General features: G+C 63.5%; 15 protein-coding genes. 10 read left to right on the top strand and 5 right to left on the bottom strand.

Annotated features, from left to right (window positions below; all coding sequences use genetic code 11):
- Positions 1-39 precede the first annotated feature (39 nt).
- The 4 genes from NS2_RS10920 (at position 40) to NS2_RS10905 (ending at position 5,308) form a co-directional block, all read left to right on the top strand.
- The gene (locus tag NS2_RS10920) at positions 40-4,308 is read left to right on the top strand and encodes an ADP-ribosyltransferase (RefSeq protein ID WP_147207152.1); all 4,269 of its coding nucleotides are present in this window, start codon (positions 40-42) and stop codon (positions 4,306-4,308) included.
- On the top strand, positions 4,301-4,525 hold the full coding sequence (locus NS2_RS10915) for a hypothetical protein (RefSeq protein WP_071811613.1): 225 nt from the start codon (positions 4,301-4,303) through the stop codon (positions 4,523-4,525). Before NS2_RS10920 ends, NS2_RS10915 begins: the two co-directional genes overlap by 8 nt.
- A 73-nt stretch (positions 4,526-4,598) precedes the next feature.
- Positions 4,599-5,003, top strand: a complete 405-nt coding sequence (locus NS2_RS10910; protein ID WP_033087318.1) for a hypothetical protein — start codon at positions 4,599-4,601, stop codon at positions 5,001-5,003.
- 14 nt (positions 5,004-5,017) lie between these two features.
- Positions 5,018-5,308 (top strand): hypothetical protein, encoded by a 291-nt coding sequence (locus tag NS2_RS10905; protein ID WP_143161188.1) that lies wholly within the window; start codon positions 5,018-5,020, stop codon positions 5,306-5,308.
- Positions 5,309-5,310: 2 nt separating this feature from the next.
- Here NS2_RS10905 and NS2_RS10900 read toward each other — a convergent pair whose 3' ends face one another.
- Complete coding sequence (locus NS2_RS10900; RefSeq protein ID WP_155239991.1) at positions 5,311-5,571, bottom strand: hypothetical protein; 261 nt, start codon at positions 5,569-5,571, stop codon at positions 5,311-5,313.
- Between the two features lie 182 nt (positions 5,572-5,753).
- Between NS2_RS10900 and NS2_RS10895 the strand changes: the two genes are divergently transcribed.
- From NS2_RS10895 to NS2_RS10875, 5 genes are all read left to right on the top strand, one after another.
- Positions 5,754-6,497: a glycoside hydrolase family 25 domain-containing protein gene (locus tag NS2_RS10895; protein WP_143837456.1), complete on the top strand. Its 744-nt coding sequence runs from the start codon at positions 5,754-5,756 to the stop codon at positions 6,495-6,497.
- Between the two features lie 2 nt (positions 6,498-6,499).
- Positions 6,500-7,483, top strand: a complete 984-nt coding sequence (locus tag NS2_RS10890; protein WP_197707884.1) for a nucleoside hydrolase — start codon at positions 6,500-6,502, stop codon at positions 7,481-7,483.
- A gap of 34 nt (positions 7,484-7,517) precedes the next feature.
- Positions 7,518-7,964, top strand: coding sequence for a hypothetical protein (locus NS2_RS10885; protein ID WP_033087323.1), 447 nt, complete (start codon positions 7,518-7,520; stop codon positions 7,962-7,964).
- Positions 7,965-8,744: 780 nt separating this feature from the next.
- On the top strand, positions 8,745-9,059 hold the full coding sequence (locus NS2_RS10880) for a hypothetical protein (protein WP_228102519.1): 315 nt from the start codon (positions 8,745-8,747) through the stop codon (positions 9,057-9,059).
- Positions 9,060-9,094: 35 nt separating this feature from the next.
- The gene (locus NS2_RS10875) at positions 9,095-9,475 is read left to right on the top strand and encodes a hypothetical protein (RefSeq protein WP_143161187.1); all 381 of its coding nucleotides are present in this window, start codon (positions 9,095-9,097) and stop codon (positions 9,473-9,475) included.
- A gap of 75 nt (positions 9,476-9,550) precedes the next feature.
- Here the strand turns inward: NS2_RS10875 and NS2_RS10870 are convergent, their stop codons facing one another.
- Together NS2_RS10870 and NS2_RS10865 are read right to left on the bottom strand one after the other, a co-directional pair.
- Positions 9,551-11,182, bottom strand: a complete 1,632-nt coding sequence (locus NS2_RS10870; protein ID WP_143161186.1) for a nucleic acid/nucleotide deaminase domain-containing protein — start codon at positions 11,180-11,182, stop codon at positions 9,551-9,553.
- 115 nt (positions 11,183-11,297) lie between these two features.
- Positions 11,298-11,723 (bottom strand): hypothetical protein, encoded by a 426-nt coding sequence (locus tag NS2_RS10865; protein WP_036548889.1) that lies wholly within the window; start codon positions 11,721-11,723, stop codon positions 11,298-11,300.
- Positions 11,724-11,942: 219 nt separating this feature from the next.
- Between NS2_RS10865 and NS2_RS10860 the strand changes: the two genes are divergently transcribed.
- Positions 11,943-13,421 carry a hypothetical protein gene (locus NS2_RS10860; protein WP_052086274.1) on the top strand — a complete coding sequence of 493 codons (1,479 nt, stop codon included), beginning with the start codon at positions 11,943-11,945 and terminating at the stop codon, positions 13,419-13,421.
- Positions 13,422-13,428: 7 nt separating this feature from the next.
- Here the strand turns inward: NS2_RS10860 and NS2_RS10855 are convergent, their stop codons facing one another.
- On the bottom strand, positions 13,429-13,770 hold the full coding sequence (locus tag NS2_RS10855; protein WP_033087359.1) for a toxin-antitoxin system YwqK family antitoxin: 342 nt from the start codon (positions 13,768-13,770) through the stop codon (positions 13,429-13,431).
- A gap of 77 nt (positions 13,771-13,847) precedes the next feature.
- The gene (locus NS2_RS10850; RefSeq protein ID WP_033087328.1) at positions 13,848-14,396 is read right to left on the bottom strand and encodes a hypothetical protein; all 549 of its coding nucleotides are present in this window, start codon (positions 14,394-14,396) and stop codon (positions 13,848-13,850) included.
- Positions 14,397-14,431 lie beyond the last annotated feature (35 nt).

Genomic DNA, 14,431 nt, shown 5'->3' with positions numbered 1-14,431 from the left:
TTGACAGTCACCTTGTCGCGGGCGGTCGTCGAGACTGCCGTGCAGGACCTGGAGAACAACTCCGGCCACAGGTTCCCCGAAATCGACGAGTTCCGAGGTGCGAAGGGCAAAGTTCGTCCCGAATCGATCGAGGACGCCTATCACCGCTTGACGGAATATTTCCGCGATCTCGACATCCCGGTCGGTGAGCCCGGTAGCGAAATCGCCCTCGTGGACACGAGTTACAAGGGAACCGTTCAGGAGCTCCTGAGCGCCGTCTACCCGGAGACGCGCTTCGAGGGCCACTACATGTTCTTCGCCGAGTCTCCGGCGGACGTGCACCCCGGTACCAAGCGGGGATACGCTCTCGACCTCGACAGGGAGCACAGCAACAAGGGCCTCCCCGTTCGCGAGCTGCCCGCCGAACCCGACCTGACGTTCTCTCATCAGGATGCGCTGGGCTCGATCGAGGAAATCATGCACGGGCCGTTGGAGAGCCCCAAGGGGATCGGGCCGGATGGACTGCCGGAGCAGCAATTACAGCGGCACGACACCGAGCCGCTGGAGGGATTGAACCCGGCCACCATTCACGACCGCTTCACCGATCCGCTGGTTCGTGAGGCCGCCAAGCGGATCGCGCTCGTTCCGGTCGCCCAGATCGCCCATGAGATTTCCCAGATGCGTGCCGCGGGCCTGGATCCCCGGCCCACATTGCAAGCCGGGCACGACAACTACGTGGAGCAGATCCGATCCTGGATCAGCAATGACGACCGAGTTGATCCGAACCTCCACGATGTCCTGGACTCGTTCGTCCGCCGGGGCGACAAAGCGCAGGTGCGTCAGCTGGCAGACCTGATCGAGCAAGCCGGCCTCCATCCTGACGAAGCCGCGCGACTCTGGGAGGAATACACCAACTCTGGTGTCGATGCCGCCGATAAGAAGGCATTCGTCGACCAGGTCAGAGAGACGCTGTCCAGGCCCGAAGATCCTGAGAGTGTCCGAGCCATCGACCTCGGTGATACACACGACGCAGCCCAGGATCACTCTCATCCAGATCCGATCGAGACTCCTCCCGTCGAAACTCATCCAGCGCAAGCCCATCCCGCAGAGGGCGACTGGTACACACCTGAGCGAGACGAGTGGTCCGCGCTGAATGCCGAGCAGATCGCCGACAAGCTGATGAGCGACTGGGGCGTCGAGTCGCCACATTTCGATTACTCCGGATTGCACCCCGAGGTCTTCCGCGAATTCGCGCGTGCCGTCGAGGATATGCAGTCCCGGTATCCGGACGTGGACCTGCCCAAGATCGCCATCGAGCAATTACCAGAGGATTGCTACGCCGAAACCGTTCCCCGCACGGACAACGGTCGGATATCCACCGACAGGATCGTGCTGGACGGCGGATACGCCTTGGATCCGAGGCTGATGGCCGAGCACATGACCGAGGACGTCGCGGACGGCCATCTGGTGCCCGGCTCCGGCGATCGACCGCTGTATTCGATGTTTCTGCACGAGTACGGCCACAGCATCGACCTCGAGGGACAGCGGAGAGCCGGACTGACCGCGAAGTCCGCGCTGGCGGACTACTTCACGGCGAGCCGTGGCGGAATGGACAAGGCGGCGTTCGAGACCTGGCTCGACGAGCTCAGCGACTACAGCTTCGAGAACGACCAGCTGGATCCCGACGAGGCACTGGCCGAGGCATTCGCCAACGTCGAGATCAATGGTGAGGCTGCGCCCGAGGCTGCCAAGGTGCTGTACTGGCATCTTCTCGACACCGCCAACGCGCACAGCTTGTCCCCCGATGGGTTCACTCGGATTCCCAACGATGCCATCGCCCGCGTCTTCGAACCGCACCGGCCCGATCAGCCGATCTCGAAACCCGATGAGCCGGCGCACGAGCCATCGCCCAGCGCAACCCAGCCACAGCAATCTCCGCATGACCTGCGGGAAGGCTTCAACGAACTGCGTGCGCAGACGAAGAGCGTCGTCGCTGCGTTCAACGATCCGGCACGAGCCACCGAATTACCGACGCTCCGTGCGGAACTCGCCAAACAGTACGATAATCTCGGCCTCCGCTCGCCCGAATCCGAGGCGGCTGCCTGGCAGCGCTTTCGCGAGCACGATCCGGCGCTGGCCGGATACCTGGAGCAGCATGGTCGCGGTCTACTCCCTCCGGAGAATTCCGCGCACGCGCACCGGGCGGAACCAGCCCATGTCAATCCAGACCGGCCGTCAACGCTGACCGAGCACCTCGCGGAACGTTTCGACGAGGTCAAGCAACGCGTCGATGACCTGGTCAAGGCCTATCACAATCCCGCACGCGCGCCCGAATTACCTGGACTGCGTGTGAAATTCGGTGATCTGTTCGACAGGCTCGGCCTGCGCGATACGGACGTGTCGGGCACCGCATGGGACTTGTTCAGGCAGCACGATGCCACCGTCGCGCAATACGTCGAACAAAGCCCCCAGCATCTGCTCCCGACCGACGCTGATCTTGCCCACGCGTACCTGGAGCCCCCTGCGAAGCCAGCCGACAACCAGCCGGCCGAGCAGCCGCACACCGAGCAGCCGCACACCGAAAATCCGGTCGGGCAGCATCATCCCGAATCGCACAACGAACACACGAAGGACGAGCCCGCTCCCGAGAACTCGGAACCGCAACCTCATCAGGAGAATCCGGAGTCGGAACCCGCCGAGGCACTCACCCCGGATGAGCATGATGCGGTCCACCGCTACACCGACCCGGAGACGGACGTCTACAGCGATCTGAACCACCGCCTCCGCAATGAGCTCGGACTCGATCCGGCTCAGCAACAACTCGCCACCGATATGAAATCGGCTCTCGAGAAGCTGCCGATATACGACGGAACCGTCTGGCGTGGAGCACATCTCACAGCGGAGGAGCTCGCTCGCTACGTACCGGGAGCGAAGGTCTCGGAGTCGTCGTTCACCAGCACCTCACGTGATCCGCGCCGAACCTTCGTAAACAATGTCGAATTTGTCATCCACTCGGAAACCGGTCGCGATATCAGCAGCATCTCCGCTCGCCCGGGCGAAAGGGAAGTACTCTTCGCACCCGGCACCACCTTCGAGGTGCGCGGCGCAGTCGAGAACCCGAACGCGGGCCTGCTCGGCGGCGCCCGCATCTACCTCTATGAGCACGCCCCGGCCCACGAGACTCCCGCCGAACACACCCCGACCCATGAGAGATCAGCCGACCACACCGAGCACAGCGGTCCGGCGACCGATCCCGCGCCCATCGATGACGGTCGCTCCGCCGCGGAGCTGCCGGTTCGCCATGGCACCGACCGCACCGCTCTCGGCGACTCCCCCGCAGTCCAACGCGTCTACGACAATGCTCGCAATGAGGGCGAACACGACGTCATCGTCCACGGCAACCGCTTTGGAAAGCCCACCGCCGAAGGCGGTTTCGAGATAGATCCTCAAAAGATCGTCGAAGCTATCCGCAACAACCCCAACTACACCGAAGGCACCCCCGTCCGCCTCCTGTCCTGCCACAGCGGCAACGACATCGGCTGGGCTCAACATACGGCCGACGAACTGGGCGTCCCCGTCCGTGCCCCCTCCGATTTGGTCGGGGTCCGCGCCCTCCCGGACTCCCCCGCGACCATCCACGACACCGCCGAATGGCGAACCTTCCACCCCACCGAACCAGACGGCACCACACCGGAACCCACCGTCCAGAAGCCAACCGGCCATCCCGACGAAAAGCTCCCGAAGTACGAGGAAGATCCCCACGAGAACTGGGACGTCCTCGCGAACGATGAGCATTCGGCAGGGGACGGTTCCGAACTGCCACACATCACGGAGGCCGACGACAAGGCCCTGAAGTTCTATTCAGCGTCAGGGTACGACCGCCTCAACGAGCTACTACGATCGGACACTGCGCTTTCGCCCGGACAAGAAGCCCGGGTCGACTCGATCAACCAGGCATTGTCGAAGCTGCCCGACTACTCTGGAACCGTCTACCGAGGACTGACTTTGCCACCGGAGGTCATCGCGGCCTACGAGAAAGGCCTGGTGGTAGATGTGAAGGAGTTCTTCAGCACATCGAAACGACCGGATATCGCCGATGGTTTTATGGAGAAGTCATATCTGGGCACTCATGACCTCGGCTACGAGAGAGTAATGTTCACCGTAATCTCGGAGTCCGGAAAGGATATCCAGAGTTACAGCACCGTGCCCCGCGAAGCTGAAGTCATCTTCGCGACAGACAGTAAATTCTATGTCGCAGATGTCGAGTGGGATGGCGACACAGATGATGTCCACTATATCGATCTGGTTCAGGTGAGGAAACATGAGTAAAGAGATCGCCGGTAGAAAATTCTCCACCCCCGAAGAGGCCGGAGTCGAGGCACCCACACCGGAGCAGCTTGACAAATATAGAGAAAAGTTCAAAGAGGCGCGAAAGAGGCTGCGCTCGGCTTCACCCGATCCTGAGATTCTTGCCGGAGATAAATACCACGACGATATTTCCGGAACTGAATTCGACCCACGTCGTGACGAATCCGACAATGCGTGAGCCCCTACGGGTCGGTCAACCAGACCAGTAGGCTGGTCGACATCGACAGTCACAATATATCGGGGGTTGCGCAATGACCGAAGCGACAGCAGGTGTGTTGAAGCCCGTTGGGATCTATCGCGAGATGTACCGGACGGTGCGCGAGGAGTTGCCGTTGATGCGGGAATCGTATGTGCGGCAACCGATTGCGGATCGAAAGTTGGTGGCTGAGTATATGAAGGCGGCTACGCCGGTGTTCGATGTGCCTGGCGAGGTGAGTGATCTGCTCGACACCGCCAAGGCAGTCCTTGGCGGGATGTCGCTCGTGTCGGATGGGGAGTGGATCTGGCGGGTTGATTCAGTCCACTATCTGGAGAACTACGCGCTGGACATTCCTACGGAGTTCCTCGACCACGTCCGTGGGCTGAACTATCAGCCCAGAGGTGGTGTCGATGTCGCGGATGCGAAGTTCGATGCCGCCATTGCGACCTACTTCTGAGCGAGGAGTCGTTCATGCAACTACCACCCATACCGCCGTGGATGAAGCCCGCTGACATCGACGAGCGGCGGGAGGCCGACGAAAAGACCGCAGCGCGAATGGGGATCACCGTCGAGCGGTTGCATGCGATCGACCGGCAGATGGCGGAGGACATGCGGGTTCGGGATGCGGTGGATTACTCCGAGCGTGTGGTCGACGACAACCCGAAGTTCACCAAGGGATTCGGACCGGTGACACCGGAGAACACGATCGCGCCAGGCGAGTTGCGTGCCCATTACGAGCGGTCCGAGAAGTCCGAGGGCTGAGCTCAGTGGTTACGCCGGGACGGATGTTCCTCGCGATCGGCAAGCGTACGGTCCCACTCCGCCTGCGAGCGCACCGCGTTGCTGCCGTCCAACTGCCCGGCGAATGCGCTACGAGCTGCTCCCAGCAGATCGTCGGTCACCGCCGGGTATGCATGGGCAATACCCCACAGCGCTTCCTTGGTTTCTGAATCGAGCCCGCTCGAGCTCGGGACACCATATCCCGACAACACCATAGACAGCACACGCTCGAAGCTCTGCTCCAACTGTTCCTTGGTCGGCCGGCCACGCCGCACGTCGGTCCCCTTCGTGCGAACGGACCTGCAGCATCGCACACAGCGCACGGCCTCGCGTCCGCCGAACCAACCCGGTCGGGTCGCCACCGCGACCATAGATCGCGAACGATAGAGTGCACGGTATCTGGGCGGGAATCTCCGACCACCGGTCAGTGGTCAATCTGGGCACATTGGAGAGGCGACGAGTGTTCCACGAACGCAACGCATGCCACTTTTGTGGACGATTCGTACTGGAAGCCGAGGGGTGGGCAGAATCCATCCCGCCCTACCACACGATCCTCGCGACCTGGGACGATGAGTCCACGGTTTTCAACGGCTCGTTCCATCTCGGGTGCGTGCGTAATTTCGAGCGCCGGGGAGAGTTCAGACAAGCGATCGTTGACTGGCTCACTACGACCAACCGGCTGATCACCGTTCACGACGAGGACGGCCAGCCGCACGAAATCTCGGCCACCGGACTCGGGTACACGAACAAGATCGCCAAACTCTCGGATGGCGAGATCTACGAGGATCCGCGGTTCAATCGGTGGGTCTTCATCGAAGCAGCGGGGCCCTACCATTTCCTCGAACTGGAGGCGGCCGAGGCTCTCCGTGCCGGTCAGCGGGTACGCGGCGACGGCGGGGGGACATCGGCTGTTCTACCCACGGAGCCAGCCGCGAACATCGAGTCGTGGAGCCTGCCCGAACTCCTGGGCTTCCTCGAAATCCGTGATCTGTACCAGGAACTGCTGGACACCCTCGAACCGCAGTACAGATTCTGGGAAGGCGGTCCCGGACGCGCGGGTTACATCCTGACCTACTCGCTTTCCGCTGTTCGCCCCATCCCCATCGGTGTCGGCGCCTTCTTCGATCGATACCTCCAGAGCTATGCCCCCAAGCGATTGGAGGATGCCTGAGCATGACGGACGACACGAGCCCCCGGGAACCATCACCGAACGAGATTCGCGATGCGCTGATCGATCAGGCCAGGAGCGTCGGTTTACACGAGAGGGCCGACGCCCTATCGGCTTTGCCGGACATGCTTCCGCCGCTGTCGACCATGCCGCTGATCGTCGATACCGACATCGGAGGCGACCCGGATGATGCCATCGCGGTAGCCGTCGCGGCGGGACGGCCAGAGTTGGCTCTCGTTATTACCAGCGATGAACACGGCGGTAGGCGTGCCGGGTGCGCGCGGCATCTACTGGATCTGCTCGGCCGATCCGATGTCCCGGTGGTCGCTGGCATCGACCTGGGAAACGAGAAGTACTGGGCGGCCGAAGGTCTCGTTCCGCGCGATGCGCCGGAGCAGTCCTGGGATGTTCTCACCGCCGTCCGGAAGGTGCTGGCGGCGACCGACGGTAAGGTGCGCTGGCTCGGCATCGGTCCCATGTCGAACCTCTCGACAGTGGTCGACGAGATTCCCGATGCCGCAGCGCGACTCATAGTCACGCAGATGGGCGGCGGCCTGAACTACCGACACACCGATCGCGCGGAGCACAATATTCGGCTCGACGTGGCCGCGGCGCGGAAGGTGTTGCACGCTGGATTGCGAACGTGGATCGTGCCGTCGGATGTCACCTTCCACCCGGCCAATGAAATCACCTCCAGCTCAGCTGAATACGAGCTGCTAGCCAAGTCCGGCCCTGCGGGAAAGTTGCTCCGGTCCCATATGGATCAATGGTTCGCGAACTTCTATCCGGGCACAATGCAACACGACGCGATGGCTCTCGCCCAAGCGATAGGTCGCTCCTTCCTACGGACCAGCCGAATCGGCGTGGGCCTCGATGCGATCGGAAGAATGATTCCCGGCGAATACCAGGTCACCCTGACTCGCTCCGCCGACTACGCGGTCTTCCGGTCGTGGTTGACGCAGCGTCTCGATCAGGTCTTGGCCCCATAGCCTATATACCCCCAAACATCCGAGAGGCTGATCCGTGCTCTGGCTCCGAGAATCCCCGTCGTACTTCCGGTTTCGCAACGGGACGATCCGTCTCGAAGAGCCTGTCCACGATGAAGTAACCGGCCAGAAGCTCAATATCGACACCGGCGCTTTCGAACCCGCTACACAGGCCGACATCGACGCAGTCTTCGAACCCGGCGCGGACCTGGACTTCGCAGCGCTCTCGGAAGAACAGTTCGTCAAGGAAACCGAGGAAGCTCGAAATCACTACCTGCGCGGCGAGGGACCGATTTTCGACATCTATCGGCAGATCGACGAGATTACTGATCAGGCCCGGCAGGAACGACGACCACTCGAGGCCCAAGAACGCGACACGTTGACCGTGCTGCGCCGCAGAACGTTCGATATGTGGGAGCAAGAGTTCGGCCGCCGCGCCGCAGGCGAACCGCCCTCATTCCGCTATTCCGGTGATTTCACGTAGGCGATGCTACGAGATGTCCGCTGAGCTCGACACTCATGATTGAGCCCGATCAACAACGTCGACTTCAGACTGCGGGCGTTACGATGTCGGCGCGCCGACCCGTCTGGTCCCGGAACTCTGGTCCGGCAAGGCGGCGGCATTCGTAAGTAGACGGTTGTCGGGAGGGGGCTGGGATGAGGGTTACCGCAGGGATATTCGGTCTGCTGATCGCAATCACCGGGGCCGTGATGATGTGTCTCGGCTACATGGCTCAGCACGATGTGCGCGACGCTGCCGCACGGACGCCGATGAGGCTGGGTTGAGTTGCCAGGCGAATCGGGACATCCCCTCGATTCAGGAATGCACATGGGGCATGGATGACCTACACAGCAGCACCCCTGGGGAGGACACCCTGCCAGCGCAAGAGCGCACGGCCGAACTCATCAGCGATGTCGTGCTGATCGGTGCGGCCCTCTTCGTTGGCGGCTTGGTCTTGACGGGCGGGGCACTCGCGGCCGGAGGCAGGACCGGTCAGGTGATGTCCACAGCACCAGCGCCCGCACAGATTCATCACCCGGCACCGCAATGGCCCGGGGTTTCATGAACCAGTCGGCCATGCAGACCCGTCCCCGCCTCCACCGCACCCACGAATTCGCCTGATCAGCAACAACATAACGATCCAGTGATGACGTTCACCGACGTCGAGGATCTGGACGACATCACACCGGGCCGGATTCGCGCGGACGACTGGTAACGCGAGCCGCGGCATTCACAGGGACGTCGTCGGGGAAGGAGACCGGTGTGCGACGCCGCGACAAAAGCGCTGACCAGCTGCGGATCAACTTCGAGCGAATGCTCGCTCACGCGTTGGAGGGGCGGGGAGTGCGGACCCATACCGGGCTGGACCTGCCCACCAGAACTGCGCTCAGGGTGATCGCCCGTGCGTATCCGGATGTCGCCGAGGAACTTGTCGAGGCTGCGCGCGAGACCTTTGCGGGGCAGTTGGACGGCACCAATTCCGCACGCCGACGGGCAGAGTTGGATCGAAAGCTCGAGGAAGCAGCGGAGCGGTTGAATGGCTCGCGAGCGGACGAGGTGAAGGACGAATTCGCGTAGTGCGCAGGAGGATAATAAGCCGGACGGGTGCTGCGGTGGCACTATCGTCGCTGCGCATAGTTCGCGTGTCGTTTTACGGCGACGTCAAGCATGGCACCAGCCGAGAGATCGCCGGTGTGTTCGAGAAGTGGCTGGCTACACCAGAGTTCAGTGCACGGGAGCGAATGTTCGGCTTCGAGCTGACCTACGAAGTCCCTACGGTCTACGTCTACTGTCACGAGGCGATCGGTCCGCGCGGCGCCGGACCCCTCTTCCTGTTCGAAGGCACGCTCGGAGATGAGACGGCAGATCCAATCGAGAGACTGCACGACCTGGTTCAGCTGTTCGCCACCGCTGACCTCTATTGCGTCGTCGATTACACCCCGATCGACATCGATGATGACCCGATCGGGAATGAAGTGACCATTTTACCGTAACCATCGAAGCGGTCCCACTAAGGTCGGCTACCCAGCCCAAGCCGTCGGCTACCGATCCCGGGGCGGGCCAGTCGGCTATTTGCGTTGTCCTCCAACGGGTTCAGCTGCCAGTCGGTTGATCAGGGCGTCGCCGGCGGAGTGGGAATCGGCGTCGTTCGGTACCCAGGGGACGGTGTAAGTGACTTGGGTTCCCGGGTGGAGGCTGGGTGCAAGTTTGGAATTGCAGGTGGAGAAGCAGGGCTGGCGTTCGCTGTAGAGGCCGGTGATTTTGTCGGGGCTCAGGCCCTTGGAGGTCAGCTGGGTGAGGATGTCGTCTTCCGAACGGCCGGTGCCGTTGTCGGACTGGGGGTCGCCGGAGCCGATTACGAGGTCGCCGGTTTTCGGGTCGTTCCAGCCGGGGACTACTGCGACCATGATGTTGCGGGTCGATCCGGGGGTGGTGGTGCGGGCTCGGTTGGCTGCCTGGCTGAGTTTGTCACTGTTGTACGGGATTTGGTTGTAGGTACAGGTTTGGCCGCAGTTCGAGCGGTTGCGGGCATTGTCGCCCTCGGTGCGGACCACGGTGATCATGCGGTCGATTTCGGCCTGGATCATGGCGGTGGCTTGGATTTTGATCTGGGCGGCGAAGTGGACGTTCCAGTTGACGTAGACGTCGTGGTGTTCTGCGTTGGCTTTGGCTTGGGCCTCGGCGCGTTTGGTGGCTCGGATATCGGCGGTGATGGCGGCTACGGTGGGGTCTACGCAGGTCATGGTGGAGACACCGCTGATGGGGAGAGTTTGGGTGGTGGCGCAGCCGGCGCTGGGGCGGCCTTCGACGGTGATGGCGGCGGTCATGGCGGCGGAGACGTTGCCGGAGAGTTTGGCCGAGCGGGTGGCGGTGGTGGAGGTGGTGACGGTTGAGGTGACGGTGCAGCTGGCCTCGTTGCAGTCGAGGTTGCCGGAGGGGTCGAATTGGAAGTTGATGCCTACGTCGAGCGAATTGCTCAGGGTTTGAGTTTGATTGACGATGTCGGTGTATACCTGGTCGCGGTCGGCGGCGGTCATCAGGATGAACATGATGGGGCCGAGCTGATCATTCTGCGTGCCGAGGAAGATGCCCGGTGTGTCGGGGGTCGGGCTGGTGCTGGACGCGCCGACGCCGGTCGGGGGCGTCAGCCGAAGTACCCGATACGGTGCGGTTGCCGAAACCGCCAGTGTGCCAATCGGTGTCGGTACCTCGATGGCCTGGTCGGAACCGATCTGCACGGGGGTATCGCCGACCCGTGGGTAGGCGGAGGCGCGGTCGAGGGCACTCAGCAGCTGGTTGGCGAGTTCACGGGGCGACAACGACCCCGCCGGAACGCCCTCGGCGAGATCGTCGGAACCGGTGAGCCACTTCCCCTCGACATCCGAAAGCGACATGCCCCGGGGAAGATTCGCCGACGCCTTGCTCTTGGGTGGCTTGGCGTAGGTCTTCCCGTCGACCACGAGAACGTCGGTCGAATCACCGCCCGAGCCGACCTTCCCCAGCACCTCCCCGGTCGCGGTGGCGCGCACGTCCCACGTGCCGCCCCGTGCATCCGACCCGGAGTAGTGCGCCGCCGACTGCGTCATCAGATCGACAACCGCCGAATAGAACGGTGCTGTGTTCGGCGCGGCAACGGGATGCCCCGGCACCGAGCTCGCACACCCGGCCACCACCACCGCGCTCAACACGGCCGCGACCATCCCGATCCGACTGCCCGAGTGGCGTTTCAGCTGATACACCGGTCCCCCAATCGATCATGTACTGCCGATTCGCACCCTAACCCACCGGCGCGCGCCAGTCCCGACACCGCGCACGTCAACTGCCGAATCCCGTTGTGATCCAGCCGTGTTGCTCCCCGATCTCGACCCACAGCACGAGAAGGACACCGGCGTAGGCCAATACGCAGCCGCCGCCGGTCCAGACGAGCGCCCTGCCGAACAGGTTCTTCTCGTCGATCTCGGGGTCGAACTTCACCAAAGTCAGTAGGGGGATCCGGTATCCGCTGTTGTCACCGCCGTCGGGGACGGTGAACGCCGCCACCACCAGAAGGATGTCGGCGAGCTGGATCAGCGAATGCTGTTCGGGGGTGGATAGATACGCTCCGAACAGCAGCGGGGCGCACACCACGAACGCCGGTACACCGAGGGTCCACAGGGTGAGCATGATCAGCCAGCCCGGCGCGAGCAGGCGAATGAGGATGAGGCCGAACACCAATGGCCACTGCCACGAAACGATGATCATTCGACCTCCCACTCCCCCCGGCGCCGCGGAAACGATCCTACGGCGGCCACGTTGGCGTCGAGGGATCCGGCCAATTAGGGTCGGCGGCAGCATCGGACGGGGGCTTGGACGGGCTGTTCCCGGCAGCGAGGGACGGGAAGGGCTCGAAGATCCATGATTTACACACGGAATGAAGGCGGCACGGGCGGGCCCGAGCGAATGACGGGGAACGCGGGTCGGGTGACGGGTGCGCTGCTGGTTGTCGTGGGAGTACTTGTTGTCGCGGCGTCATTCACACCCTTGTTGCAACAGGAGCTCGCCTACAGCGGCGGCCGGTGGGAAGAATACGCGTGGAAAACCGCCAGTCACTCCCGCGGCGGTAGTTATACCTACACTCACTTCCAGCCGTTGGGCGTCCCATTCGAGATAGTGGCGGTGCTGGCGGCGTTGGGTGGAGTGCTGCTGCTCGCGGGGGCCGGACGGCGGCCAGGGGCTCGCTGGTTCGGTGCCTTCGCCGCGGGAGCGGCCGTGACGTTCACGGTGTCGATGGTGTCCAGTCTCGCGTCGGCGGGCGGGGATTTCGGCTACGGGCTGGGGTTCTGGTTGCTGGTCGTAGCTATTCTCGGTTCGATTGCGGCGCTGGTGAACGCGCTTCGCGAGCAGCCGATCACACCGCCGGACGGTGCGGGCGGCGCGGCGGATCGGACCGCAGCGGTATTCCTGATGCTCGCATCGGTGGCGACGGTCAGCTCGGAAGTACTGATAATGACCGCGCTCTCCGCCGGGAAAGACTTCAATGGGATTCGCATAATCGGTGACGGCTGGCATGTCGTCGATGCGGTGCCCGTTGTGATGGCGGTGGCTGTGGGTGTCGTGGCTGTGCTGCTTTTCGCCGGTCGCGGGGTGCATAGCCGGGCAGTCCGGATCGCCGGCGGGATCGCAGCCGGTGCAGCCTTCGGGTCAGCCATGATGCAGGTGTTTTTCAATCAAATCGGTCTGGGCTTCTTCCCGTACGGGTTCGATGCCATCTCGATCGGCTATTGGATCGGGATAGTGGCGGTCTTGTTGTCGCTGCCCGCGGTGATCGCCAGCCTGGTCGCACAGCTCGCCAAGCCGCGCTTGCGGCAGCCGCTGCGGGGATATGCCCCGGGATTCATGCCGCCTCCCGGGCCAATGTCTGTCGCTGCCATGAATCCGTTCGCGGTTGCGCCGGTGCCGAATCCCTTTGCGCCCATACACTCCTCCTCCAACCCATTCGTGCAGGCGGCACCCGCGCCCAACCCGTTCGCGCCGGCGTCACCGATGTCGGCGGTCGAGGCGACCGTCAAGATCGAGCCGGAACCGGCGGCGGTGCAGCCGCCTCGGATGGCGAAGGTGTATGACGGGAAAGACGGTGACGGGCGGCCGGTGATGAATCGGGAGGCGCTGGAGGGGAATATCCGGACCGCGGTGCTGGCCTATTTGGAGAGTGCGCCGATTGTGTTGGCAGCCAGGAGTTTCGAGCAGGATGAGTTTGTGCCGGGGGAGCGGGATGTGCCGTTGAACTTCCGGACGGATGGGGTGTGGGTTTGGGCCGGGGCTGTGTCCCACTATCTGCACAAGCATGGGCTGCCGCCGGAGGCGGAGTTGGTGCGGCACATCGCGAGTCGGGGGTATCGGGTCGGCGAAGTGGGCGAGGCCGCCAAGGACGCTGCGGTTCGGGTGATTACCGGGAGTTGAGGGGCGGTCAGACGGGGTTGCCGGACTCGTCCCAGTTGCGGGTGGTGATGGGGTCGCCCTCTTCGTCGAATTCCTGTTCGCTGGCGAGTTGGCCGTTGTGGTGCCAGGTGCGCCAGATGCCTACGGGGACTCCGTAATCGACCTGGCCTTCGGATTTGAGGGGGCCGTCGGCCCACCATTCGCGGTCGGGGCCGTGAGGGATGCCGTCTACGTAGAAGACCTGGAAGAGCAGTTGGTCGCCGATGGTTTCGACGGCCTCGCCGGTGAACGGCTCGCCGCGATACGTCAGGCGTAAGTCGTCGTCCGTGGCGATGTCACGGCGGCTCACGCTGTAGTCGATCCTGTTCATGCTCTCCCTCTCGCCGCCAACGCCCATCCAAACCGCGGTTTCCCACCCAAAACTATCGAATCGGGTTCATCGCCCGGCTAGCGGTCGGCCAGGGCGGCGGCGTAGGTGGCGCGCAGGGCCGCCAGGCGGGAGCGGGTGAAGCGGCCCGGTTCGGCGGTGTAGGTGGCGCGGCCGCGCGGGGAGGTGAAGGCCGTGGCGGGGATGCGGTCGGCGGCGGGTGGGAGGAATTTCGCGGCTTCCTCCACGGCGGCCAGGGCGGTGGCCAAGGTGTGGCGGGCGGCGCGGGCGGATTGCGGGTCACCGCCTGCGGGCCCGACCTGGCGGATGCAGTTGTCAGAGTACCACAGCCACACGCCGGGGTCGAGGAGCTCGGAGGGGTTGTCCAGGCCGAAGCGGACGGAATCCGCGGGCGGCGGGAGGATGTCGGCGGGCAGGCGGAATTCGTAGGCGCGGGAGGTGCCGCACGACGGGCAGTCGCCGGTGTAGCGGCTGGCCAGATCACCGTCGACGGTGATGACCGCGCTGCGGAACTTGCAGCGGGTTTCGCCGCAGGCCGGGCAGGGCTGCAGGGTGAGGTAGAGGCGGGCCTCGGCATTGGTTCTGGCCAGCGGGAGGGTGTCGGGCATGGGGGCTCCTTCGGCCGGGGGAACGGTGCGGGATC

The sequence above is a fragment of the Nocardia seriolae NBRC 15557 genome (assembly GCF_007990715.1).
GTDB classification, from domain to species: Bacteria; Actinomycetota; Actinomycetes; order Mycobacteriales; family Mycobacteriaceae; genus Nocardia; species Nocardia seriolae.
This window is presented reverse-complemented; position numbering and strand designations above follow the sequence as displayed.

Bases quoted from the DNA above. Each gene is read 5' to 3' on its own strand.
- NS2_RS10870 (WP_143161186.1), bottom strand. From the start codon at position 11,182: ATGGTCGCGGCCGTGTTGAGCGCGGTGGTGGTGGCCGGGTGTGCGAGC.
- NS2_RS10910 (WP_033087318.1), top strand. From the start codon at position 4,599: ATGACCGAAGCGACAGCAGGTGTGTTGAAGCCCGTTGGGATCTATCGC.
- NS2_RS10865 (WP_036548889.1), bottom strand. From the start codon at position 11,723: ATGATCATCGTTTCGTGGCAGTGGCCATTGGTGTTCGGCCTCATCCTC.
- NS2_RS10850 (WP_033087328.1), bottom strand. From the start codon at position 14,396: ATGCCCGACACCCTCCCGCTGGCCAGAACCAATGCCGAGGCCCGCCTC.
- NS2_RS10890 (WP_197707884.1), top strand. From the start codon at position 6,500: ATGACGGACGACACGAGCCCCCGGGAACCATCACCGAACGAGATTCGC.
- NS2_RS10905 (WP_143161188.1), top strand. From the start codon at position 5,018: ATGCAACTACCACCCATACCGCCGTGGATGAAGCCCGCTGACATCGAC.
- NS2_RS10855 (WP_033087359.1), bottom strand. From the start codon at position 13,770: ATGAACAGGATCGACTACAGCGTGAGCCGCCGTGACATCGCCACGGAC.
- NS2_RS10915 (WP_071811613.1), top strand. From the start codon at position 4,301: ATGAGTAAAGAGATCGCCGGTAGAAAATTCTCCACCCCCGAAGAGGCC.